Raw genomic sequence first — 25,578 nt, 5'->3', positions numbered from 1 at the left:
CATCAATTGCTCAAAAATTAGCCATTTAGCAACTTTATTGATTTTTTTGATTGTTTTTAGTATTGTTATTTTTAGAAAACTGCTTGGACTTTGTTCCTTTCATGTTTTTATTACTTTGAATTTTAGGTTGTCCCGGAGCAGAAATCTTGTTGGACATTCTTTTATTGGTACGCAACAAATCACTTGTATTGATAAGCTCTTCTGAACTTTGCAACAGATTTAATTTTCCGCCTGAAAGCTCATATAAGTGTTCAAAAATCACATCGTCCTTTACTGTATCCTTGTTCCAGCTTAAGTAGGATTTTTTCATATGATTAGCAATTACTTTTACCAATGCGCTTTTCATTTCTCCCTCTTCCCATTTGTTGGCAACATCAATCATATATTTGATGTTGTTTCCGTAATAGCGGTACTTGGGGAAATTTTGAGGATATTTTAAAACATCCGGTTTTAATTGCAGGACTTCACGCGAAGGGATAGGATACGGAGAGTCTACATCTAATTTAAAATCGGACATGATAAAAAGCTGATCCCATAATTTATGCTGAAAATCAGGCACATCACGCAAATGGGGATTTAAGGTTCCCATAACCTGAATGATATATTTTGCAGCTTTATTTCTTATTTCGGCATCTTCTATTTCAGTTGCCTGATCTATTAGTTTTTGTAAATGACGTCCGTATTCAGGAATAATCAAATGCGATCTTTCGGCATTATATTCTAAATGATGAACTACATCATTCGCATTTTCTTTTATATATTTCTGATTCATATTTGTTTTTTTGGAAGCTTTAACAAAAACACTTTGTCTGAATTGCTTTTTTTTAAATTATAAAGAAATAATTCCTTCGATAGTAGAGACTTCGATATACTTATCAATAATTGCCTGAGGATTTTCCATCTGAACGTCAACGGAAACACTGGTAAATTTGCCGGTTTTAGACTGGGTTGTTTTTATAACCGCACCTAAACCATCAAAAGCAAGTTCTACCTGTTTAATTTTATCATTATCAGTAGGAACAATAAATTTAAACAAATATATCGCCGGCCAGGTATTGCTTTTTTCTAATTCGCCTTTTAATCTATCGAAAAATTCTTCGGTTTTCTTATCCATTTTGTCTTTAAAAATAAAAGCAAATATACGGTTTCAATTCTAAAATAAGAATTCTGGAATATGAAATTTAGCAAAATCATATTTTGATTCGCCACATTTTTTAAAATCTAAATTAGTTTGAGTAAGTTTGTTGTAAATACAGCTTTTTTTTCGAATTTAAAATTCATTTCACAAAATCATTCGTTGTACAAAAAACCGAATTAACTTTTCCTCAATTGCATGTCTGAAGCTTTACAAATTCTAAAAAAATACTGGAATCACGATCATTTCAGAGAACCGCAGGAAGAGATCATTAAAGCTGTTTTAAACAGTCAGGATACATTTGCACTCATGCCCACCGGTGGCGGAAAATCAGTATGTTTCCAAATTCCGGCGCTGATGCAAAAAGGAATCTGTTTAGTAATTTCCCCTCTTGTTGCTTTAATGAAAGATCAGGTTGCCAACTTACAAAAACGCAATATCAAAGCCATTGCACTCACCGGAGGCATAAAATCAGACGAATTAATTGATTTACTGGATAATTGTCAGTTTGGCAATTATAAATTTCTTTATTTATCACCCGAACGCTTACAATCGGATTGGATTTTAGACCGGATAAAAACCCTTCCAATCAATCTGATTGCTATTGATGAAGCGCATTGTGTTTCGCAATGGGGACATGATTTTCGTCCTGCTTATCTAAAAATATCTAATTTAAAAACATATTTCCCCAAAGTCCCTTTTCTGGCTTTAACCGCCACAGCAACATCCAGAGTAAAAAATGATATTATCACCGAATTAGGATTACTAAATCCACACTGTTTTGAAAAATCTTTCGAAAGAAAAAACATTGCTTATATGGTTTTTGAAATTGAGGACAAACTGTTTAGAATACAACAAATTCTAAGCAAAAATCCACAACCTTCCATAATATATGTGCGAAACCGAAAAGCTTGTTTAGACACAGCCGCCCAACTGAATTCACTTGGATTTAAAGCAACTTATTATCATGGCGGACTTTCGACCAAAGAAAAAGAAAAAAACATGAAGCTGTGGATGGAAGAAGATGTTCAGGTTATGATTGCTACAAATGCTTTTGGGATGGGAATTGACAAAGCCAATGTAAAAACGGTAATCCATATTCAACTCCCTGAAAATATTGAAAATTATTATCAGGAAGCTGGCCGGGCGGGAAGAAACGGCGAAAAAGCATTTGCTGTTTTACTTACCAGTCCTTCGGATATTGTTCAGGCCGAGAATCAGTTTATATACATTCTTCCTGATAAAAAGTTTCTGTTGGAGGTTTTTATCAAAATTTGCAATTATTTCCAAATTGCTTATGGCGAAGGTATTAATGAACAATATTCTTTTAATTTAAATCAGTTTTGTGTGCGCTATAAATTTCCTGTTTTAAAAACATACAACGCTATTCAATTTTTAGACCGGCAGGGAATCATTAGTCTGTCACAGGAATTTTCAGAAAAAATAAGTCTGCAATTTGTCATTCCCTCCAAAGAAGTTATTCGATATACAAGTTTGAATCCCCAGGACGAAGAAATTATCTTAACTATCATAAGAAGCTATCCGGGAATTTATGACATTCAGACTAATTTCAATCTGCCGTTAATTGCCCGGAAGTCTAAACACACTGAAATGGAAGTACAAACCGTTTTAGAAAAATTAAAAGAAAAAGGAATTATTGATTATCATTCTAAAAACAATGACACTACATTAATTTTTAATGAAATTCGAGAAGACGAAAGAACAATAAACCGGGTAGCAAAATATTTAAAATATCAAAACCAACTCAAAAAAGAGCAACTGGAGTCAGTTTTAAATTATACAAGGGAAAATGCTATTTGCAAAAGCAAATTAATCTTAAGCTATTTTGGAGAAGAAAAAAGCAGTAATTGCGGAATATGCTCTTATTGTATCAGTCAAAAAACAAAGAAAGACAGTAAAATTCCATTATCAGATCAAATCTTAGCATTATTAAAAACAGCCGATTTAAGTTCAAGAGAAATTCAGATTAAGTTAAATAATCCCTCTGACGATGTTATCTTTGCAATTCAGGAATTATTAGAAAACAACACTATTCAAATTCTGACTAATAACAAATACAGCATAAAATAATGGAAAAATTACGAATCGTTTTCATGGGAACACCTGACTTTGCAGTGGGAATCCTGGATACTATTTTAAAAAATAACTTCGAAATTGCGGGAGTGATCACCGCAGCAGATAAACCTGCAGGCCGCGGACAAAAAATAAAATACTCTGCCGTAAAAGAATATGCTTTAGCTCATAATTTACATTTACTACAACCTGTAAACCTAAAAGACGAATCTTTTCTGGCAGAATTAAAAGCGCTTAATGCCAATTTACAAATAGTAGTTGCCTTTAGAATGCTGCCAAAAGTAGTCTGGGAAATGCCGGCTTTAGGCACATTTAACCTTCACGCTTCACTTCTGCCTAATTATCGCGGTGCTGCACCTATTAACTGGGCGATTATCAACGGAGAAACTAAAACAGGGGTTACCACTTTTTTTATTGATGATAAAATAGATACCGGCGCAATGATTCTAAGCACCGAAACAGCAATTGATTCCAATGAAAATGCAGGACAGCTTCATGACCGCTTAATGAACCTGGGAAGCGATACCGTAATTAAAACATTAGAATTAATTCAAAACGGATCAATTAGTACCACTATACAAACCGATGATTCTAATATAAAAACTGCTTACAAACTCAACAAAGAAAATTGCAAAATAGACTGGACAAAACCCGCACTAACAATTCATAACCTCATTAGAGGTCTGAGTCCTTATCCAGCTTCCTGGTGTTTTTTTTCAGATAAAAATCAGGAATGGAATGTAAAAATATACGAATCCCAAATAATTTATGAAAATCATGATTATAATCCGGGAAAAATAATCAGCTCCAAAAAAGAATTAAAAATTGCGGTAAAAGACGGTTTTATTCAATTATTAAGTTTACAATTTCCAGGCAAAAAAAAGATGACGACATCCGAACTACTCAACGGAATTACTTTTTCGGAAGAAGCAAAAGCATCTTAAGCCAATAAAAACGGGCAATAAACTGCAAAAACAATTCAAAAACAACAAGGTTATGAACAAAAAAAATAAGTTATCAACAAAATACCGTAAAATCCTTAAAAACACTTGCGAGGTCTGTATTTACTGTTAAATTTGTGTATAACAATTTTATTTTTAACCAACAATTAATAACTTTTATTATGAACAAATCAGAATTAATCGATGCTATCGCTGCTGACGCAGGAATTACTAAAGCTGCTGCTAAATTAGCTTTAGAATCATTTTTAGGAAATGTAGGTGGTACTTTGAAAAAAGGTGGAAAAGTATCTTTAGTAGGTTTTGGATCTTGGTCAGTTTCTCCAAGAGCAGCTAGAGACGGAAGAAATCCTCAAACTGGTAAAACAATTCAAATCGCAGCTAAAAACGTTGTAAAATTTAAAGCTGGAGCTGAATTAGAAGGAGCTGTAAACTAATAATTAGTTACAAATCTTATCCATATAAAAAACCCTCATTTGAGGGTTTTTTTATGCTTTTTAACGAATATGTTTGGTGTTTTTTATTTTTTTTTCTTAAATTTAATAAAAACTAGAACAATCATGATTTCAGAAACATTAATAAAAGGACAATTGCTAATTGCTGAACCTTCTATAATTGGAGATTTGTCATTCAATAGATCTGTGATTTTATTGGCTGATCATGACAAAGACGGATCAGTAGGTTTCATTATCAATAAACCATTAAAATATACTATAAACGATTTGATTCCTGATATCGATTCCCGTTTGAAAATTTACAATGGGGGTCCCGTTGAACAGGATAATCTTTATTTTATACATAATGTACCCGATTTAATCCCCAATAGTATTGAAATTTCAAACGGGATTTACTGGGGTGGTGATTTTGAATCCACTAAAGCGCTTATCAATACAGGAAAAATAAATAAAAACAATATTCGTTTTTTTCTGGGATACACAGGATGGTCAGAAAGCCAGTTACAATCAGAAATGGATGCCAATTCATGGATTATCACTTCTAATAATTATAAAAACAAAATTATTGGAAAATCATCTACCCATTTCTGGAAAGAACAAATCATGGAATTAGGAGGCGATTATCTTATTTGGTCCAATGCTCCGGAGAATCCATATTTGAATTAAGCAACAGTAATGATTTCATTTAATTTTGAAATCAACTGCTTTGAAACATTTACTTTAAAATTCTTTTTTCTATATTTTGTTATAGGCTGAATTCCTTTTATCACATTGGTAACAAATAATTCATCGGCTTTTTGAAGTTCAAATGGCGAAATAACTTCCTCCACCACTTCAATTTCCTCTATCGTTTTAGCCAATTTTAAAATCTGTTTTCGCATCACGCCATTGAGACATCCTTCAGAAACCGGAGGCGTAATCAATTTGCTTCCTATCAGCATAAAAATATTTCCCTGAATAGCTTCAACCACATTTTTACTATCGTTTAACAACAAACAATTATCCAAATCATTTTCACTGGCAAAAATACTTGCCGCTACATTTAATATCCTATTAGTGGTCTTAATTGAAGAAAGTAATTGTTTTGTGATATAAAAATCTTTAAACAAATCCACTTCATACTCTTTTTCTTCAAAAGAATATTTGACAACTTCTAATGCTGTTGCGTGAATCAGAAAACTTACAGTATTATCAACAGGCAAATAGTAGCCGCCATCGTGTCTGAAAACTGTAATACGGGCTCTTGCCGAAGCAGATATAGCTAATTGATTAGTCAGAGAAACGAATTGTTCTTCCAGGTATTCCATGGTAAAATTCATTGGAATCTCCATTCTTACCACACGCATGGAAGCCATTAATCTAAAATAATGATCTTCTAAATACAACACCTTCCCATTTACAATTTTAACGGTTTCAAAAACGGCATCTCCATATAAAAATCCGCGATTTTGTGTTATTGTATTTGAATCTTGCGTTGCTAAAGTTCCATTAAAATTAATCATAAAAAAAGCCCTGAATTTAGTTCAGGGCAAATATAAGTCATAAAATAGAATTTAGCTATACAGAACCTAAGAGATGTTTCAAATCAGAAATTTGGTTTTCCCATAACTGCGAAGCTTCTTCGAGTTCCTCTTCTTCAGCAAAATCAATTACCATCAATGACACATCCTTAGTTAATTCATCAACAAGAATATGCAATTCAAAAAAATACTCTGTATCTTTTCCTGCTGTATCCACCCATTTAAATTTCACTTTTTCCCCTGATTTTTTAGATGCTAATCTTGCTTTTTCTTCCGAATCATTCCAGATAAAAGTAAAAAATTCTCCTCTTGAGTTCACATCATCAGCAAACCATTCAGATAAACCAGAAGGAGTAGAAATATATTGATATAATAATTGTGGCGAAGAATTTATAGGAAACTCAATTTCGTAACGTACTTTAACATCCATAGAGGCAGATTTATTTTTTTTTCGAATATATAGAATATAATGTCTAAAAAAAAACGTTTTTAAAAATATTTTTTTTCTTCATTTTATACTTGCAACTTTTAATTTTATTTCTATCTTTGCACCCGCAATCAGGAACAGTACAAACCTGAACATTTGGCGAGGTAGCTCAGTTGGTTAGAGCGCAGGATTCATAACCCTGAGGTCACGGGTTCAACTCCCGTCTTCGCTACAAAAACAAACCCTTAAACTTCAAATGTTTAAGGGTTTTTTATTGGGATTTCGTTTCCAAAACACTTTCTTTTATAAGTAATAAATTAATCAATTTAAGAACGAATTGAGAGAAAATAAAAATAGAAGAAACACTTTTTAGGTGCTAAAGAGAAAGAATTACATGACTTCACAAAAAAATAACAGTTACTCTTATTAATTACATTCTTTTTTTTTTAACACTGCTTTTCCAAATACCTCTATTTTAGCTCTTCCACAAAATTTTAAAAATACTTTTTACCTAAAAAAATCAAAGAAAAGCATTCCGAAACTTTTAAGCTTAAAATCAAGCTTTTACAAAATGGATCTATACAAACAAAAAGAAATCCTTTTCTTCTTTTTTAAATAAAAATACGTACTTAATCGATATTTTTAAGCTTTTAATCGATTATAAATAAAAAAATAAATATTTTTACAAACCAAAAGACCCCCAAAATCTATGAATCAATTTCCCTTTCTGGATTGTCTTTAAAACACTATAAACAAAATAGTTAATATTAAGTTCAAACTATGGAAAAACTTTACCTAAGCAAAACAAATAAGCATTTTATACACCTGATTATATTTTTAATTCTAATAGTAAAAACAAACAGCATTACTGCTCAAACAGTTACTGCTCCTCAGGTTAATTTTACACAAAGAACTTCCAGTGCAACACCTTCAAAAGTAATTTATAACATCAAAGGTGATTTTACCATGTTAGGAAATACTAACCTAACATTAAACAACTACAGCTCAACAACTAACAATGAAGGAAACTCAATGAAATATGTTGATATTGATGGTGATAGCAATACATGGAATTCCTCTAAGGCTACATTAGAGCTTTCCAATGGTGGTGAAAACAGTGCAAACCCTGACTGTTCTACCGTAATTTATGCAGGATTGTACTGGACCGGAAAATCACAAGATGCAGATACTTTTACGGTATCTAAAGAATTCCCTCTAGAGAACTCAAAAAACATTACCCACAATACAACTACAAACATCACAAATACTAATTATAAATTAACTATAACTAGAGGAGGTACAACAGATTTTTATCCTATCTATACTTTTACAAACTCTTTTGGAAACACCTATTCCTTTCATTTTACCAATAATAATGGAGGAAACAGAGTTAAACTTTCTATAAACGGTGGCGCATTAAATAATATTCCTGTTACATATAACTCTGGAACAGCTACATTTAGCACACCTTACTCATTACCTCTAGACGGTACTATATTAAAAATTAACAGCATCACAAGAAATACATCCCAAACATTAACCGAAACTCAATACCGAAATAATTCTACAGCTAACGTTCAGGTTTTTAATTCCATAAACAAAAACTATGATAAAAAAGTAATTTCATTAAAAGGCCCGGGGGCTAATTCCTACACAATGATAACAGCAAATTCGAATGTCCTATTTCCTGGATCTAATTATAGTGGTATATTTATTGGCTATCAAGAAGTTACTGATTATGTAAAAGCACATGGTGCTGGAGCTTATACCGTTGCAGATATTGCCTTAATTGAAGGTTCGAACTCTAATCCTGGATATTCAGGCGGTTGGTCAATGGTCGTTATTTATGAAAATCCAGTAATGAAAAGCCGCGCTGTCACTCTTTTTGATGGTTATGCATACGTAAATGGACAACGTAGTGATGGTGGTGAATTTGGAAACATTCCTATCTCAGGATTTACAACTGTTGGCTCGGGACAAGTAAACATGAAACTTGGGATTATGGCTGCCGAAGGAGATGTTGCAACAAACTCCGGAAGTGATTATCTGGCCGTGCAAAAATTAAATGCGGATCCAACTGTTTATAATAGTACCAATTATCTAACCTTGAACCATTCCGGAAACACAACTGATAATTTCTTTAATTCTTCTATTTTTCCAGTTCCAGCATCCGGAACCAGCGATCCTATTTGGCAAAACAATACCGGAGTCGATTTTAGCATGTTTACAATACCCAATGATGGAAATACTGTAATAGGTAACAATCAAACTTCTACTACTTTTAGATTTGGCTCTACTTATGAGGTATTTACTATCTTTGGATTTGCTATGTCAGTGGACTCATATGTACCAGACACCCAAGGTTTAATTAGTGTTAATTCTATAAACAATGTCACCAACCCTGCTGTATTAAATGCATTACCGGGACAGGCAATTAATTATTCGCTTAAGATTACCAACGAAGGAACTGAAGCCACTAATAACACTATTGTTTCTATACCAATTCCTGCCACAGCAATTTTCGATACTGGTACAAACATAACCTTTAATAAATATCATGGTTTCAGTACTGCAGAGGTACCTCATTATGATTCGGCTACCAATGCGATTATTTGGGATTTAGGAACTTTGCCTATTACCGCAAATCACCCGGAATACATTTATGCCGATTTAAGTTTTGACCTCAATGTTACCACAGACTGTGCCATTATATTAAATGCAGGTTGTGCGCCTGAAGTTTCATTAGAAACCGGTACTATAACGGGTACAGGGGCAACTTCCGGAACAGCGTTTACAAACTATTTTTTCCAGGGTTATGACAATACTACCTGCCAGCAGCCTATCGACGGTTCTATTAAAGTAGCTATTGACGCCAGTTCTTGTTTATCCGGTTTAGCCGGTCCGGATCAGCTTACTTATTGTGGCGGTGAAATAGTAACATTAAATGCTTCCTCTGGAGCTACAGGCTCATGGTCTATTGTAAGCGGTCCTTCGGGGAACGGAGAAATTTTCTCTGATAATACAAGTCCAACCTCAACTTTCTATAGCCCTAACATGGGTACCTACACTTTAAGATGGACCACTAGTTGCGGAACAACTGATGACGTTCTGGTTACCTTTGAACTTTGTAACGTAGTAAATTTTGACGGAGTGGATGATAATATCAACTTTAAAAATAAATTTAACTTAAACAATGGTAATTTTAGTATTGAGGCTTGGGTAAAATCAAATGTTACCAACGGAAATACTCAAACTATTTTATCCAAACATCTTAGTCCTGCAGCTAATGATGGTTATGATTTAAGGATTATTAATAATGTTATTTCTTTCAATTGGAACAACAATTCCATTACTGCCACACATGGTATCGACACAGACAGATGGTATCATATTGCAGTAACTTTTGACGGAAGTAATTATAATTTATACATTGACGGTATATTAGAAAAAACAACTTCCGGTTCAAATCCCATAGCAAATAATATTGATTTTATTATTGGTGCCATGAGCCAAAATACCGATGTCCCTTATAATTATTTTAATGGATGGATTGATGAACTTCGTATTTGGAATACTCCTTTATCTGCAGATCAAATCCGGAGAATGATGAATCAGGAAATAGAAAATGACGGAAGTAATAATGTAAAAGGTGCTGTTATTCCTAAAAACATCAGCGGATTGAACTGGACAAATTTATCCGGATACTATCAAATGAATAATACTGATGATGTTAGCAATGGTTATTTAGTGGATAAATCCGGAAATAATAATAGCGGAAAATTAAAAGGAATCTATACTCCTGAACCTGACACTGCCCCTATTCCTTATACTTCCGGAGCAGACGGTGCGTGGGAAACTGATGCAAGCTGGACACATTATGATGTTTGGGATCCTCCATACAGTTTAGGTATTGACAATTCAACAATAATTGAATGGAATATTGTAGCCACTTCACACAATATTACTTCTGCAGGAAACAAAACTGTTTTAGGATTAGTAGTAAACAGCAATAAAATCAGTGCCAACAATGATTCTAAAATTAAAATCTCCAGTTACCTGAAACTAGATGGAAAAATAGATTTAGTTGGAAAATCACAATTAATCCAAACCATGGACAGTGATTTAGAGGTAAGTAGTTCTGGTTCTATTGAAAGAGATCAGCAAGGGCAATCCAATTTATTTAATTACAATTATTGGAGTTCGCCTGTGGGCGCAATCAGTACTACTGCTAATAATGTGAATTATTCGGTAGGAAGCGTCATGAAAGACGGAACAACTTCCACTCCGAAAAACATTCAATGGATAGGAGGATATAATGGTTCACCTACAACTCCTATAAGTATTGCAAGATACTGGCTATATAAATTTGATAATTATGCCAATGCTTATGCTAATTGGGTACAAATGAACGAAAACTCGTCAGTGAGAGTCGGTCAAGGATATACTATGAAAGGCAGTGGCACTTCCGCCGATACTCAAAATTATACTTTTGTTGGAAAACCTAATAATGGATTAATCTCTTCCAATAGTGTAAGTGCGAATCAATTATTACTGGCCGGAAACCCCTATCCTTCTTCTCTGGACAGCAAAACTTTTATTGAGGATAATGAAAATTCAATTAACGGAACTATTTATTACTGGGAACATTATGCCAGCAACAATACTCACATTTTGAGAGATTATCAGGGAGGATATGCCACACGCAACTTAACCGGAGGCGTTGTTGCTTCATCAGCCAATGTAGATTTTATAAGTAAACTAGGAACACCATCCAGAGGAATTCCTAACCGTTTTATTCCTGTAGGACAGGCTTTCTTTTTAATCGGAAAAGCGGATTCTGGCGGAACAATAACGTATAATAATAATCAAAGAGCTTTTCATAAAGAAGATGACGCTGCTAATTCAAATGTGATGTATAAAATCACTGCTCAGACCAAACAACATTGGCAGAATAACAATAACGATGAAGTGGTGGAGGAAAAGTATAAAAAAGTCCGATTAGGATTTACTTCTTATAACGATTATCACCGTCAGATATTATTAGGATTTATAGACGAAAAAGCTACTGATGCAATAGATTTTGGTTATGATGCTTACAATATGGACAATCTTCCTAATGATATGTTTTTCTTAATTAATGAAGATCAATTTGTTATTCAGGGCGTTGGAGCTTTTGATAAAAATACTTCTTATCCTATTGGTGTAAAAGTAAATGCCGAAGGAATTGTGAAATTTATGATTGATGAAACCGAAAATTTTGATGACAATCAAGCCATTTATATTTTTGACAGCGAAACCAATACGTATCACAATATCAAAAATCAAAATTTTGAAATCAGCCTTGTTGCCGGTTATACTACCCGATTCTCTCTGCGCTTTTACAATCCCGCAGACGCACCAATTGAACCCGAGGATCCAATAGATATGCCTGAAATGAATCCTGAAATGACAATTATCCATATTCAAAAATCAGACAATATCAATATCAACAATCAAATTAAAAACTGTAGTGTTACAAAAGTGAGACTCTACAATGAATCCGGAATTGAAATTGAGAATTGGAAAATTCAGGAAAACCGAAACCAGTCAAACATTCAGGTTCACATCAAAAAAGCAAAATTAGGAGTATACATTGTAAAAGTAGAAACTACAGCAGGCGACTTTACTAAAAAAATAATTATTGAATAAAAACATTTCTGTTATTTACAATTAAATCATCTCAGATTGATTCTTACATCAGTTCGGGATGATTTTTTATTTAAAAAAACAGCTTACAAACTCTAAAATCTCGTTTTTATTTTTACATTTGCATTATTTTTATTTATTCTAAATAGAATAAAGTATTAAACTATACCTATAAATGTTTATCTAATCGAAAAACGATACCATAATGAAGAAAAATCTATTTGTTTCGTTGGCCTTTGCCGCTACTTTTCTGGCTTCGGCTCAACAAAAAAACTCATTGTTAGAGCAATCTTTCTGGAAAGCATCTCCTGATGTTGCAGCTGTAAAAGCAGAAATAGCCAAAGGAAATAATCCATCTGAAAGTACCCGAAATGCTTTTGATGCTGTGGTTTATGCTATAAATAGTGAGGCGCCAAATGAAACTATTAAATTCTTGCTGGAACAGCCCGGTAATTCTGTTAACAAATCAACTCATGACAACCGTATCTATCTACACTGGGCGGCTTACAGAGGCAACGTTGAACTGGTAAATTATTTAATTGCTAAAGGGTCTGATATTAATCTTGAAGACAGCCACGGAACTACACCTGTAACATTTGCTTTGAATGCAGGGCAAACAAATACGAATTTGTATGATGCTTTCTTTAAAGCAGGTTTAGATGTTAAGAAAAAATACAGAGACGGGGCAAATCTTTTATTATTGGCTGTGCCAAATGACAAAGATTTAACTTTAACAAATTATTTCATTTCTAAAGGATTATCGCTTAAAGATACTGATAACAAAGGAAATACTGCTTTTAATTATGTTGCCAGAACAGGAAATATTGAACTTCTGAAAACACTTTTACAAAAAGGGATCAAGCCTACTGATAATGCTGTAATTCTTGCTGCTCAGGGATCCAGAAGAGAAGCAAACACAATTGAAGTTTTTAAATATTTAATTGAAGATTTAAAATTAAACCCAACAGTAGTTTCAGCCGATGGAGAAACGGTTTTACACAGTTTGGTACGTAAACCCAATCAGACTGAAATTATCAATTACTTTTTAAATAAAGGAGTTGATATCAACAAAACCGATAACGATGGAAACACAGCTTTAATGAATGCTGCCTCCGGAAGAGATACTGAAGCATTAGAATTAGTACTTTCAAAAGTAAAAGATGTAAATGCTCAAAATGCTAAAGGAGAATCTGCTTTAGCAATAGCGGTACAATCCGGAAGTCCGGAAGCAGTAACACTTTTATTAAATAAAAAAGCTGATGTATCTGTTTTAGACAAAGACAACAATAATCTGGGATATTATTTAATCCAGTCCTATCGCCCGCAAATGATGGGTGGACGCGGTCAGGAATCCGGGAACACTCCTAAAGAAGATCCTTTTGCAGTGAAATTAAAATTATTGCAAGACCACGGATTGAATTTAACTCAGGCTCAAAAAGACGGAAACACGCTGTATCATTTTGCGTTATTGAAAAATGATTTAAAATTACTTCAAAAAATCGCTTCTTTAAACATCGATATCAATGCCAAAAACAAAGATGGATTAACCGCTTTACATAAAGCAGTTATGATTGCGAAAAATGATACCCTTATCAAATATTTGTTGGAATCAGGTGCTAAAAAAGACATCAGAACCGACTTTGATGAAAGTGCTTACGACTTAGCTAAAGAAAATGAAACTTTAACCCAAAACAACATTTCAGTTGAAATTTTAAAATAATAAAATGAACTCTATTATTAAAACAGCCATAACAGGCGCATTTATCCTTCTTCTTTCTTTTCAGGCAACAGCACAAAGCAGTAAATACAAGTGTATGCTGCAAATGTCTAATTACATGGGTGAAGGCGCTTATGTAGTAGTTTCTTTGATTAATGCCAAAGGAGAATATGAAAAGACACTTTATGTAATGGGAGATGACAAAAAATGGTACAATAGTCTGAAAGAATGGCATAAATTCAATTCAAAAAAACCTTCTAATATTAGTGCTATCACGGGTGCTTCGGTTACAGGGGGCGATCGTAGTATCACCACTATAGAAATAGAAGATTCTAAGATTAATCACGGATATAAATTACGCTTTGAATCTGCTGTAGAAGATCAGAAATACCATGTTAGCGATGTAGAAATCCCTCTGACTGCAGCAGGAATTGCGGCAAAAACAGAAGGAAAAGGATACATCCGTTATGTTCGATTAAACAAAATATAATAGCAGTTCTAAATGACTCTTTCATTCTGGCGGTACTCACACCTCGCGCTGGCGGTATTTTCTGCTGCATTTTTATTTTTGGCATCCGTTACAGGTACTATACTTGCAGTAGATGCAATACAGGAGAAAATACCACCACATCGGGTGGAAAATTTTGATGATATTACATTGGGACAAACCCTGCCTGTACTACGCAAAATTTATCCCGAAATTACCGAAGTAAGTATCGACCACAATCAGTTTGTAAATTTACAGGCAATTGATAATGATGGAAACGATGTCAACGCCTATATCAATCCGCTAACAGGGAAAATCATAGGTACACCGGTAAAAAAAAGTGATTTTATTAATTGGGTTACCGGGCTGCACCGTTCTTTATTTCTACATGAAACAGGACGATTTATTATAGGAATTAATTCTTTTTTATTAGTGCTAATTACTATTTCAGGTTTTGCACTTGTCATTAACAGACAAAGAGGTTTACGCAACTTTTTTTCTAAAATCATTAAAGAATATTTTGCCCAATATTATCATGTTTTACTGGGACGTCTGGCATTGATTCCTATTCTGATTATTGCGCTTTCCGGGACTTATTTGTCTATGGAACGTTTTCATCTTTTCGAAAACAAAAATGAAAACCAAACAGAAACTCCACCAACAACTGCTGCTAAAAAAACATTAGATTTAAAAAATACTTCTTTAGCCGAGGTTACTAAAATAGAATTTCCTTTTTCAGATGATCCGGAAGACTATTATATTTTCGAACTGACAGACCGAAAAATTGAAGTCAATCAATATTCTAACGAAATTATTTCGGAAGAACTTTTCCCTGCAACTCAATTATTATCTGATTTAAGTCTGGATCTGCACACCGGAAGAGCTAACGGCATCTGGGCATTTATCCTAGGCTTAGCATCTTTAAATATCCTGTTTTTTATCTATTCCGGATTTGCTATGACATTAAAAAGAAGAGCAAGCCGGATTAAAAACAAATTCAAAGCGGAGGAAAGCAAGTACATTTTATTAGTAGGTTCAGAAAACGGAAGTTCGCTTCGTTTTGCCAATGCCATTTTGAAACAAATTACTGATAATGGTGAAAAAGCACATTTGGCACAACTCAATAACTACAGCCTTTATCCAAAAGCCGAACATTTACTGATTTTTACTTCAACTTATGGTTTGGGTGATCCTCCTTCTAATGCCGGTAAATTTGTAAATCTTTTAGAAAAATACACACAACAGCAATCCATTCATTATTCCGTGATTGGGTTTGGTTCAAAATCCTATCCTGATTTTTGTGGATATGCTAAAGAAGTGGATACCCTTTTAGCAACAAAAAACTGGGCAAATCGTTTCTTGGCATTGCACACCGTAAATGACAAATCAGCCGAAGAATTCGTAAACTGGGTAAAATTATGGAGTGCCCAAACTGGTATTGCGCTTACCACTACTCCATCGGTTTACAATCATATTCCTAAAGGATTACAGCAACTAATGGTTTTAGACAAAACAGCCATTTCAGCAACCGAAAAAACTTTCCTGTTAACTTTAAGAGCCGGAATACGAAGTAAATTCACCTCCGGAGATCTTTTAGCCATTTATCCTGCCAATGATAATCGCGAACGCTTATATTCTATTGGAAAAAAAGAAGGAAACATCCAGTTAGCCGTAAAATTACATCCTGAGGGTCTGGGTTCGGAGTTTTTATACAATCTGAAACCCGGAGATACTATTAAAGCGCAAATCATCAACAATCATGCTTTTCATTTTCCTAAAAAAACAAGTCAGGTTGCCTTAATATCTAATGGAACCGGGATTGCTCCGTTTTTGGGAATGATTACTCAAAACAGGAAAAAAGTTCCGATTCATTTGTATTCCGGCTTTCGCCAAAAAACCGACATCACTGCGAATTATGAAAAATTTGCCTCAGAAATGATACAAAAACAGTATTTATCACATTTTCATATAGCTTATTCACGTGAAGAAAACCATCATTATGTAATGGATTTAATCCAAATGGATGCTGATTTTTTTGCTGATTTACTAAAAAACGATGGAATCATTATGATTTGTGGTGCACTGGCGATGCAATTTGATGTTGAAGAAATATTAGATACTATTTGTATTTTTAAAAACAATACAACTTTATCTGCTTACAAAGCTAAAGGTCAAATCCTGACGGATTGTTATTAATTTTACGCACTCTATTTGAATGAAAACCAAATCCTTCTTAATTGTAAGCTTTTTTACTTTTCTGCTATTTGGCTTATCCTGTCATTCACAAGTTTTACGAAAAAGAACAACCTTACTTATGGGCGGACGTTTTGATATTAGCATTATTGCTAAAGATTCTCTTACTGCCGAACAAAATATTGATACTATCATTTCCGAAATCAGCCGCATTGAAAACCTCATTTCTGATTGGAAACCCAGCTCACAAGTTTCTAAAATCAATCAGAATGCCGGAATTCGTCCTGTAAAAGTAGATCCCGAAGTGTTTGAGTTAACAAAAAGAGCGCTCCATCTTTCAAAAATTACCAATGGTGCTTTTGACATAAGCTTTGCCGCAATGGACAAGATCTGGAAATTTGATGGTTCGATGACCGAAATGCCTTCGGCGGAAGCCATCAAAAAATCCGTAGAAAAAGTAGGTTATAAAAATATTGTTTTAGACAGTGTCAATTCGACTATTTTCTTAAAATTAAAAGGAATGAAAATTGGATTTGGAGCACTTGGCGAAGGTTATGCCACCCATAAATGCCAACAAATGATGCTGACCAAAGGAATTCAATCGGGAATTATAAATGCTACAGGCGACATGAGTGTCTGGGGAACACAGATTAACGGAAAACCATGGAATATTGGTATTACAAATCCTTTTGAACCAAGCCAGATTTTCGCCGTTGTTACTTTAAAACAAGGAGCTGTGACTACCTCCGGCTCTTATGAAAAGTTTGTAATTTTTAATGGAAAACGGTATTCTCATATCATTAATCCGGCTACCGGCTATCCATCGACAGGTTTGTGCAGCGTAACGGTTTTTGGTCCAAATGCTGAAACAGCTAATGGTTTTAGTACTTCGGCAATGGTTCTTGGAGAGAAACAGGCTGAGGAATTTTTAAAAAATTATCCTGATTATTATTACATTATGTTTACCGACTCCGGTAAAATGATTAAATCAAAGAATTTCCCTAAACATCATTTTAAAAGGTATAAATAGTATGTTTTTATTATCTTTTCAGTAAAATAATTGATATGATAATTAAAAAAGCAGCTCCTGAAGATTCTAAATCAATTGCTCCTTATTTATTGCTGGCAATGGAAAGTATTATTTATACATTCATCGGAGAAAAAAATCCTGCAAAAGCAACTGAATTTTTACTTTATTTTATAGAGAAAGAAAACAATCAGTATTCTTATCAGAATTGTTGGGTTGTGGAAGATCAAAATCAAATTATTGCGGCTGTCAATATTTATGACGGGGAAAAACTGAAAGAATTAAGAAAACCCGTTACAGACTATATAAATAAGCAATATGGACAAAATTTAAATATTGAAGACGAGACAGAAAGTGGCGAATATTATATTGATACTTTAGGTGTAAATCCTCAATATCAGGGAAAAGGTATTGGATCTGAGCTATTGCGTTTTCTTACAAAAGAATACAGCAAGTACAATCTCCCTTTAGGTCTGCTGGTGGATACAGAAAATCCGCTGGCAAAAAAATTATATTTAAAACTTGGTTTTGAATCAATAGGAAGAAAAAAATTAGCCGGGAAAGAAATGGATCACCTGCAAATAAAACCATTTTAAAATTGGAACTTATTTCATAATCATACATTATTTATTTTTCAATTTAATGGTCCATTCAAAATCCATTTCAGAAACGGATTCTCCTTTTTCATTTGTTCCAACAGATTTTAGCCAGAAAGTTTGTCCTTCTCCTGTACTTATCGTTTGATTGACTGCATTTTCAATTTCATTGTTATTTTGGCAAGTAAAAGTAATTCTGCCCGTTGCTTTTTTAGAAAAACTGCTTTTATTAGCAGCCACCAGCATAGCAATATTTTGCCTGCTGTTTTGAATATGGAGCATAACTAAGGCTCCGGTGGATAATTCGGCAGCCATTGCCTGAACAGCAAAATACATCGAATTAAAAGGATTTTGATTTATCCACCGGTGCTTTACTGCTACAACACATTTATTATATACAATCTCTTTCACCCTCACTCCGCAAATAAATGCTGAAGGTAATTTGAATAATAAAAAACGATTAAAATGGGCAGCCGAAAGTTTCATTGTCTTTGATTTTGAACCAATATACAAAATAATCACAACTTTTGAATTCATTATTAAAAGTTAAAAATATGTTAATTTTAAGTACTTTGTAATACATAATACCTTTCTAAAGACATATATTTGTATAAGAAATTACTAAAACTGATAAAAATGGAAACCAATAGTAACAAAACCACTGCAGCAATAACTCATTTGAGTGCTTTAACGCAGTACTTCATCCCTTTTGGAAATTTTATTTTTCCAATTATAATCTGGAGCAGTAAAAAAGAACAATCTGAATTTATTGACTATCACGGAAAACAACTGCTTAATTTTCAATTGAGTATTTTTATTTATTCCTTAATTCTGGGAATCATAGCAATACCGGTATTGCTCTTTTCTCTTTTTAACGGAGTTTCCCTAGACGCACTGATTAATGACAATGATTTTATATTGTCTCAACTGGATTTAGATAATTTAATTGGGGAAATAACTTTTGGTATTCTACTGCTGATAGCTTTCTTTCTGTTAAAAGTTTTTGAGTTTTTCTTACTAATCATTGCTGCTATAAATGCGTCAAACGGAGAAAGATATAAATACCCTATTACAATAAATTTCATTAAATAAGAAACTCATGATATTTATTCATAAAAAACAATCAAATTCAATAACAAAATAAAATCATATGAACATTGAAAACACAAAAGCCCAGATGCGAAAAGGTGTTCTCGAGTTTTGCATCTTATCTGTCTTAAAACAGAAGGATGCCTATACATCCGAAATATTGGAAACCTTAAAAAACGCAAAACTGTTAGTCGTTGAAGGAACTATTTATCCTTTATTAACACGACTAAAAAATGACGGATTGTTAAATTACCGCTGGGAGGAATCCACTTCAGGACCACCCCGAAAGTACTATGGTCTCACTGAAACAGGACAGACTTTTCTGGACGAACTGAATGGAACCTGGACCGAATTATCCAATGCCGTAAACCTAATCACAAATCAAAAAACGGAGTCATGAATAAAACTGTAAACATCAACTTAGGCGGAATGTTCTTCCATATTGACGAAGATGCATACCAAAAACTATCTCGCTATTTTGACGCAATTAAGCGCTCACTTTCAAATTCATCCGGAAAAGATGAAGTTATCAAAGATATTGAAATGAGAATAGCGGAGTTACTGAATGAAAAACTAAAAAATGATAAGCAGGTAGTTATTTTAAATGATATTGATGCCATTATTGCTGTGATGGGACAACCCGAAGATTATATCATTGAAGACGAACCACAATCATTTGAAAACAGACAATATAACACTGCAACTAAATCTAAAAAACTATATCGCGATGGCGAAAAAGGAATGATTGGTGGTGTTGCTTCCGGATTGAGTTACTATTTTGGGATTGATGCAGTCTGGATTCGAATTATATTAGTACTCTTTATCTTTGCCGGTTTTGGAACAGGAATAATCGCCTATATCATTTTGTGGATTGTAACTCCTGAAGCAAAAACTACATCCGAAAAGCTGGAAATGACCGGAGAAGCTGTCAATATTTCGAATATTGAAAAAAAAGTGAGACAGGAATTTGAAAATGTTTCTGAAAAAATAAAAAATGCTGATTATGACAAATATGGAAATCAGATCAAAACAGGTGCTAACAGAGTGGGAAACTCATTAGGAAATTTTATCATCGGTTTTTTTAAAATAATCGCTAAGTTTCTAGGACTTTTCTTAATCATAGCAGGTCTTAGCACACTGGCCTTTTTACTGATTGGTGTTTTTACTTTAGGAACAAATACTTTTATTGAACTTCCGTGGCAGGGATTTGTGGAGACAGGCAATTTTACGGATTATCCTATTTGGGTTTTTGGACTACTGATGTTTTTTGCAGTAGGGATTCCGTTCTTTTTCCTGACTTTATTAGGTTTTAAACTATTGGCTCCTAATACAAAATCAATTGGTTCTATTGCTAAATACACTTTACTGGCTCTTTGGATTATCGCTGTTTCATTAGTTATTGCTCTTGGAATCAAGCAGGCCTCAGCTTTTGCAATGGATGGTCGTATAGTTAAAAAAGAAACTCTTAATCTAGCTGCAAAAGATACTTTGTTTGTCAAATTCAAACACAATGATTTTTTTGCCAGAGATATACATGATCGTTCTGAATTTAAAATTACTACAGATTCTACGAATAACGATGTGATTTATTCGAATGAGGTGCGTTTTCGAATAAAAAAATCAAACGAAAATTATTCGTATATCCAAATTGAAAAAGAAGCTAAAGGGAAATCATTTTCCGAAGCCAGAAAAAATGCGGATCAAATTAATTATCACTATAAAGTTATTGGAAACCAACTCATTTTTGATAATTATCTGTTAACCGAATTAAGAAATAAATACCGCAACCAGCGTATCGAAATTGTCCTGTTTCTAACCGAAGGAACTGTTTTTAAAACAGATTCTTCCGTTAATGATTACGACCGTTCAGACAATGATTTTTTTGACCTGGATCATGACATTAACGAACCTTTATATAAAGTAGGAGCTTTTGAAGTGTCGTGTTTAAATTGTACTGAAACTGACATGGAGAATGACAATGAATCCTCGTCAATAACTATCAATAAAGATGGAATTACAGTAAAAAATGACAGTGTAAACGGGGTTTCTAAACTAAAAGTAGATAAAAACGGTATCATTATTAAAACCAATTAGTTATGCTCAAAACCAAATTCCATCCCTTGCTTTTGTTTTCATTTATAATACTATTATGCACTTCCTGCATTAATTATGAAAGAAATGAAACTATAAAAACAGTAAAATCATCAGGAAATATAACTCATGAAACCAGACATCTTAACGAAGATTTTAATAAAATAAATGTGAGTAGCGGAATCAATGTAATCATTGAACAGTCTGATAATACTGAAATTACTGTTATTACTGATGAAGATTTTCAAAAAAAAATAAAAACAAAAGTAGAAAACGGGACTTTGTATGTGTCGAATACCACCAATACAACTACATTTAAATTTTTTGGTTACAAGCGTACCAGAATACACGATGCAGCTACTAAAAAAGTGATTATTAAACTACCAGTCATTCATAAACTGGAAGCTAATTCGGCATCAAAAATAGAAAACAAAGGAATTTTAAGAGGGGACCATATCGCATTAAAATCCTCTGCTGCTGCAGAAATTAAACTAAACTTAGAATTTGAAAAAATTGAGTCTGAATCCAGTAGTGCCGGTAAAATTGATTTAAAAGGAATGGCTCTTGATTTACTTACATATACCTCAAGTGCAGCCAAAACCGATGCGGAAGACTTACTTGTAAATAATATTATTGCAGAAGCTTCTTCAGGTTCCAAAATAAATGTATATCCTATAGTAAGCCTAAAAGCAAAAGCCAGTAGCGGAAGTAAAATCACCTATTACAACAAACCCCAACAAATTGAAAAAACAACAAATTCCGGGAGTAAAATTAGCTTTGACTAACAAATAATTTGGATTAAAAACAGATATCGCCTCCTGAAAAGAGGCGATTTTTTTATATTTGTATATAAACATATTATCAAACATGAAAAAAATCAGTATCGTCCTTTTAGTCTTTTTATCCACAACTCTTGTTTTTGCACAAAAAAAAGATAAGATAAGCGGATCAAAAAACATCGTAAAAAAACACAAAAACATAGGGAATTTCAATAGTATTGAAGTTGGAGACAATCTAGAAATTTCATTAGAAAGAGGCGAATTTCCCGGAATCGAAATTCAAGCCGATGACAATTTAATGGATATTATCGCTGTTGAGGTTACAGATCATGTGTTACGTCTTTCCACGTCTAAAAGAATTGTAAAAAGTAAATCATTAAAAGTAAAAGTTACCTATACGGCTCAATTCAATACTATTGTATCCAAAAATGATGCTGTTGTTAATGCAATTCAGGAAATAATAACAGATAATTTTACTATTAAAACCTTTGACGATTCAAAAATATTAATGAATGCCAGCACCAAAGTTTTTGATTTACAGGCTGATGGTGATTCGGAAATTGAATTGAATTTAAAAAGTGAAACTATAAAAATTGAAATGAGTAAAGATTCGGAATTAAAATCTTTACTATCAACGGATAATTTAGCTTTAGATATGTATCAGGATACAAAAGCTGAAATTGAAGGTGAGGCTAAAAGCAGTCTTATTCGCTTAGCAAATGACTGTGAACTGGAAGCTTCTAAATTGGAGATAGATAAAATTGAATTAATTACGGAAGGAAAAAGCAAAGCTGCCGTAAATGCAAAAAAAGATATTGTTATCACTGCCAGCGAAGAAACAGAAACAGAACTTTACGGAAATGCAAAACTTGTAATGAATAAGTTTACTGATAAAGCAAAAATTTCTAAAAAATAAGTTTATAAAATATGCTATTAAAAAAGGCTGTTTTCAAACAATGGAGTGAAAACAACCTTTTTTTTTGTAATCAATTAAAATAAAGTTATTCTTTAGCAGCTAAATATCTTTCCGCATCAAGAGCAGCCATACAGCCTGTTCCCGCAGCAGTAATTGCCTGACGGTATACATGATCAGCAGCGTCACCGGCTACAAAAACTCCTTCAATATTAGTTTTAGAAGTTCCCGGTGTATTGATAATATAACCTGTTTCGTCTAATGTTAAATACTCTTTAAAAATATCCGTATTGGGCTTATGACCAATTGCGACAAAGAAACCTGTTGCCGGAATATCATACGTTTCATTTGTTGCTTTATTTAACACTTTGACAGCTTCAACTACCTGACCGTCGCCTAAAACTTCAACAGTATCATGATTGAGCAAAATTTCGATATTTTCTGTTTTACGTACACGTTCTTCCATGATTTTAGAAGCTCTGAATTTTTCACTTCTCACTAACATGGTTACTTTCTTACAAAGCTTTGATAAATAATGCGCTTCTTCACAGGCAGAATCTCCTGCTCCCACAATTACTACTTCCTGATTTCTATAGAAAAAGCCATCACAAACAGCACAAGCCGAAACTCCGCCACCCATTTGTAAATAATGCTGCTCAGAAGCCAAACCTAAATATTTAGCTGAAGCACCGGTTGATATAATTACTGTTTCACAGTGTAATTCGATAGCATCATTAATCCATACTTTATGAATATCTCCTGAAAAATCAACTTTAGTCGCCCATCCGTCACGGATATCAGCTCCAAAACGTTCTGCCTGTTTTTGTAACTGTACCATCATTTCGGGACCGGTAACTCCATCAACATATCCTGGAAAATTTTCTACTTCATTAGTAGTGGTCAATTGACCTCCAGGCTGCATTCCCTGGTATAAAACCGGATTCATATTGGCTCTGGCCGCATAAATAGCTGCAGTATAACCTGCCGGTCCGGAACCTATAATAAGGCATTTTATTTTTTCGATTGTATCAGACATAATAAATTAAGTTTAATTTTAAAACATCACAAAAGTAAGTTTTTATTATTGGAAAATTAAACTTCAACAATCAGTTTTTATTATTCTGAGATAGATAAGTATTTCATGAAATCATGGATTATAAATCAAATCCATAAGCTAATCGCACCATAATCTGTCCTAATCCGTCATCTGCTACATTATCTTTAATAACCGGAAAATCTTTCAGGAATTCATACCTTAAACTGATGTCAACATATTTAGTAGCATATCCCAGACTGGGGCAAAAAAGAAGAGAATTATCACTATAGGCTTTAGTAGTTGAAAATGCACCACCAAATTCTCCCATGACATAAAATTCATTACTAAAAATAAAGGTTTTATATCCTACTTTGACAGGAATATAGCCAAAATTAGTTCCTCCGTCTTCTACGAATAAATTGTTGTAACCTGTTGTTAAACAAATAGAATAGGTTTCAGATATATTATACTGAAGTCTTGCATCAGCTCCCAGATTAAAAGTATAGGGATCATTAAAAGGCAGACCGGCGTTGAGTCCAAATCCTAATTTAAAATTGCGGTTGTAATTTTCTGACTGTAATTGAGCTGAAGCATAATTACTAAAAAGGAATACCATTAGTATTCCTAAAATGTTAATTGTTTTTTTCATATTTATTAGGGATTAGGATTTGTTTTTTTGGCAATAAAACTTGTCATGCCATATTGTAAAATATAGCCGGCAATTTTTTTAAAAAAGGAGTTTGATTTCCCTAATAGTAGTTTTTTAGATAGGTAACCACCTGCTATACTCACTACAATTTGCAACAAATTTGACTTCAAATCCGGCGCATTGTTAAAATCTTCAACGGTTTCTCTGAGTATGTTTACAGGTTTTATACTTTCATAAGTAGTTGCTAACTGCTCTTTTAACTCTTCCAGCTTCAAATCCCTATCCATTTCTAAACGAGCAATTGCTTTATCTAATTCTGTATTTTGATTTTTATAGACTGCCATCCTGATTAGGTTTAGAGTTAACTGATAGTGATTTCTTTTTTAATAATTTTGCAATAACAACATTGGTTAAGGGCTCTTTTATTATTTTGTCTCTGTAAGAATGTAAGATTATTGCAGCCATTAAATAAATACCTGAAACAACTAAGAATCCCAGGTATTCCTGTCCTAACAATTCACCTAAATACAAGCTTAAAGCAATACTAAAAAACAAAATAAATATTGCAACAATCATAATTACTACTAATCTTGCTAATATAGAGGAAATAACATCTGCTGTTTTATCAACTGCATTTAGCTTTGCTAATTCGATATTGATTTCTGCATAATCTTTAGCTTTTTTATAAAGCAGTTCTATGTTTGTTGCAATTGTTTCCATTATATA

At 33.3% G+C, this 25,578-nt stretch carries 24 protein-coding genes and 1 tRNA gene; 16 read left to right on the top strand and 9 right to left on the bottom strand.

The annotated features are described in order from the left end of the window. Positions 1-34 precede the first annotated feature (34 nt). Complete coding sequence (locus ABS764_RS08670; RefSeq protein ID WP_408081395.1) at positions 35-772, bottom strand: DUF4290 domain-containing protein; 738 nt, start codon at positions 770-772, stop codon at positions 35-37. A 57-nt stretch (positions 773-829) separates the two neighbouring features. After that, entirely contained in the window at positions 830-1,114 is a 285-nt protein-coding gene (locus tag ABS764_RS08665) for a DUF493 family protein (protein WP_408081394.1), read from the bottom strand. Positions 1,115-1,333: 219 nt separating this feature from the next. Between ABS764_RS08665 and ABS764_RS08660 the strand changes: the two genes are divergently transcribed. From ABS764_RS08660 to ABS764_RS08645, 4 genes are all read left to right on the top strand, one after another. Beyond that, positions 1,334-3,226 carry a RecQ family ATP-dependent DNA helicase gene (locus tag ABS764_RS08660; protein ID WP_408081393.1) on the top strand — a complete coding sequence of 631 codons (1,893 nt, stop codon included), beginning with the start codon at positions 1,334-1,336 and terminating at the stop codon, positions 3,224-3,226. Next, positions 3,226-4,173, top strand: coding sequence for a methionyl-tRNA formyltransferase (gene fmt / locus ABS764_RS08655; protein ID WP_408081392.1), 948 nt, complete (start codon positions 3,226-3,228; stop codon positions 4,171-4,173). Before ABS764_RS08660 ends, fmt begins: the two co-directional genes overlap by 1 nt. 179 nt (positions 4,174-4,352) lie before the next feature. Next, positions 4,353-4,625, top strand: a complete 273-nt coding sequence (locus tag ABS764_RS08650; RefSeq protein ID WP_071183513.1) for an HU family DNA-binding protein — start codon at positions 4,353-4,355, stop codon at positions 4,623-4,625. 123 nt (positions 4,626-4,748) lie between these two features. Next, positions 4,749-5,309, top strand: coding sequence for a YqgE/AlgH family protein (locus ABS764_RS08645; protein ID WP_408081391.1), 561 nt, complete (start codon positions 4,749-4,751; stop codon positions 5,307-5,309). Here the strand turns inward: ABS764_RS08645 and ABS764_RS08640 are convergent. Next, positions 5,306-6,145: an aminotransferase class IV gene (locus tag ABS764_RS08640; RefSeq protein WP_408081390.1), complete on the bottom strand. Its 840-nt coding sequence runs from the start codon at positions 6,143-6,145 to the stop codon at positions 5,306-5,308. The genes ABS764_RS08645 and ABS764_RS08640 overlap by 4 nt on opposite strands. A gap of 55 nt (positions 6,146-6,200) precedes the next feature. After that, a complete protein-coding gene (locus ABS764_RS08635; RefSeq protein ID WP_408081389.1) occupies positions 6,201-6,593 on the bottom strand; it encodes an START-like domain-containing protein in 393 nt (130 codons plus the stop codon). 155 nt (positions 6,594-6,748) lie between these two features. On the opposite strand from ABS764_RS08635, the gene ABS764_RS08630 reads away from it, so the two are divergent. The 7 genes from ABS764_RS08630 (at position 6,749) to ABS764_RS08600 (ending at position 18,295) form a co-directional block, all read left to right on the top strand. Then, a tRNA-Met gene (locus tag ABS764_RS08630) sits at positions 6,749-6,822 on the top strand. Positions 6,823-7,370: 548 nt separating this feature from the next. Then, the gene (locus ABS764_RS08625; protein WP_408081388.1) at positions 7,371-12,278 is read left to right on the top strand and encodes a LamG-like jellyroll fold domain-containing protein; all 4,908 of its coding nucleotides are present in this window, start codon (positions 7,371-7,373) and stop codon (positions 12,276-12,278) included. Positions 12,279-12,480: 202 nt separating this feature from the next. Then, positions 12,481-13,995 (top strand): ankyrin repeat domain-containing protein, encoded by a 1,515-nt coding sequence (locus ABS764_RS08620; RefSeq protein WP_408081387.1) that lies wholly within the window; start codon positions 12,481-12,483, stop codon positions 13,993-13,995. A 4-nt stretch (positions 13,996-13,999) separates the two neighbouring features. Beyond that, entirely contained in the window at positions 14,000-14,482 is a 483-nt protein-coding gene (locus ABS764_RS08615; protein WP_408081386.1) for a DUF2271 domain-containing protein, read from the top strand. Positions 14,483-14,494: 12 nt separating this feature from the next. After that, positions 14,495-16,675, top strand: a complete 2,181-nt coding sequence (locus tag ABS764_RS08610; RefSeq protein ID WP_408081385.1) for a PepSY domain-containing protein — start codon at positions 14,495-14,497, stop codon at positions 16,673-16,675. A 19-nt stretch (positions 16,676-16,694) separates the two neighbouring features. Further along, positions 16,695-17,702 carry an FAD:protein FMN transferase gene (locus tag ABS764_RS08605; RefSeq protein ID WP_408081384.1) on the top strand — a complete coding sequence of 336 codons (1,008 nt, stop codon included), beginning with the start codon at positions 16,695-16,697 and terminating at the stop codon, positions 17,700-17,702. 35 nt (positions 17,703-17,737) lie between these two features. Continuing rightward, positions 17,738-18,295 (top strand): GNAT family N-acetyltransferase, encoded by a 558-nt coding sequence (locus ABS764_RS08600; RefSeq protein ID WP_408081383.1) that lies wholly within the window; start codon positions 17,738-17,740, stop codon positions 18,293-18,295. Between the two features lie 27 nt (positions 18,296-18,322). Here ABS764_RS08600 and ABS764_RS08595 read toward each other — a convergent pair whose 3' ends face one another. After that, positions 18,323-18,781, bottom strand: coding sequence for a DUF4442 domain-containing protein (locus ABS764_RS08595; protein ID WP_408081537.1), 459 nt, complete (start codon positions 18,779-18,781; stop codon positions 18,323-18,325). Between the two features lie 150 nt (positions 18,782-18,931). Between ABS764_RS08595 and ABS764_RS08590 the strand changes: the two genes are divergently transcribed. The 5 genes from ABS764_RS08590 to ABS764_RS08570 all read left to right on the top strand — a co-directional run bounded on the left by ABS764_RS08590 (position 18,932) and on the right by ABS764_RS08570 (position 23,170). Beyond that, the gene (locus ABS764_RS08590) at positions 18,932-19,387 is read left to right on the top strand and encodes a DUF4870 domain-containing protein (RefSeq protein WP_408081382.1); all 456 of its coding nucleotides are present in this window, start codon (positions 18,932-18,934) and stop codon (positions 19,385-19,387) included. Positions 19,388-19,445: 58 nt separating this feature from the next. After that, a complete protein-coding gene (locus tag ABS764_RS08585; protein ID WP_408081381.1) occupies positions 19,446-19,784 on the top strand; it encodes a PadR family transcriptional regulator in 339 nt (112 codons plus the stop codon). Then, on the top strand, positions 19,781-21,478 hold the full coding sequence (locus ABS764_RS08580) for a PspC domain-containing protein (protein ID WP_408081380.1): 1,698 nt from the start codon (positions 19,781-19,783) through the stop codon (positions 21,476-21,478). Before ABS764_RS08585 ends, ABS764_RS08580 begins: the two co-directional genes overlap by 4 nt. Before the next feature lie 2 nt (positions 21,479-21,480). Then, on the top strand, positions 21,481-22,260 hold the full coding sequence (locus ABS764_RS08575) for a head GIN domain-containing protein (protein ID WP_408081379.1): 780 nt from the start codon (positions 21,481-21,483) through the stop codon (positions 22,258-22,260). 82 nt (positions 22,261-22,342) lie between these two features. Further along, positions 22,343-23,170 carry a GIN domain-containing protein gene (locus ABS764_RS08570; RefSeq protein WP_408081378.1) on the top strand — a complete coding sequence of 276 codons (828 nt, stop codon included), beginning with the start codon at positions 22,343-22,345 and terminating at the stop codon, positions 23,168-23,170. An 85-nt stretch (positions 23,171-23,255) separates the two neighbouring features. On the opposite strand, the gene trxB is transcribed toward ABS764_RS08570, so the two are convergent. From trxB to ABS764_RS08550, 4 genes are all read right to left on the bottom strand, one after another. Next, positions 23,256-24,203 carry a thioredoxin-disulfide reductase gene (gene trxB / locus ABS764_RS08565; RefSeq protein ID WP_408081377.1) on the bottom strand — a complete coding sequence of 316 codons (948 nt, stop codon included), beginning with the start codon at positions 24,201-24,203 and terminating at the stop codon, positions 23,256-23,258. A gap of 118 nt (positions 24,204-24,321) precedes the next feature. After that, positions 24,322-24,852 carry a hypothetical protein gene (locus ABS764_RS08560; protein WP_408081376.1) on the bottom strand — a complete coding sequence of 177 codons (531 nt, stop codon included), beginning with the start codon at positions 24,850-24,852 and terminating at the stop codon, positions 24,322-24,324. A gap of 5 nt (positions 24,853-24,857) precedes the next feature. Continuing rightward, positions 24,858-25,196: a hypothetical protein gene (locus ABS764_RS08555; protein WP_408081375.1), complete on the bottom strand. Its 339-nt coding sequence runs from the start codon at positions 25,194-25,196 to the stop codon at positions 24,858-24,860. Continuing rightward, on the bottom strand, positions 25,183-25,572 hold the full coding sequence (locus tag ABS764_RS08550; protein ID WP_408081374.1) for a hypothetical protein: 390 nt from the start codon (positions 25,570-25,572) through the stop codon (positions 25,183-25,185). The genes ABS764_RS08555 and ABS764_RS08550 overlap by 14 nt, the downstream gene beginning before the upstream one ends. Positions 25,573-25,578: the final 6 nt, after the last annotated feature.

The sequence above is a fragment of the Flavobacterium plantiphilum genome (genome assembly GCF_046000495.1).
Taxonomy (GTDB): domain Bacteria; phylum Bacteroidota; class Bacteroidia; order Flavobacteriales; family Flavobacteriaceae; genus Flavobacterium; species Flavobacterium plantiphilum.
Note: the sequence above shows the minus strand (reverse complement) of the source record. Positions and strands in the feature narration are given on the sequence as shown.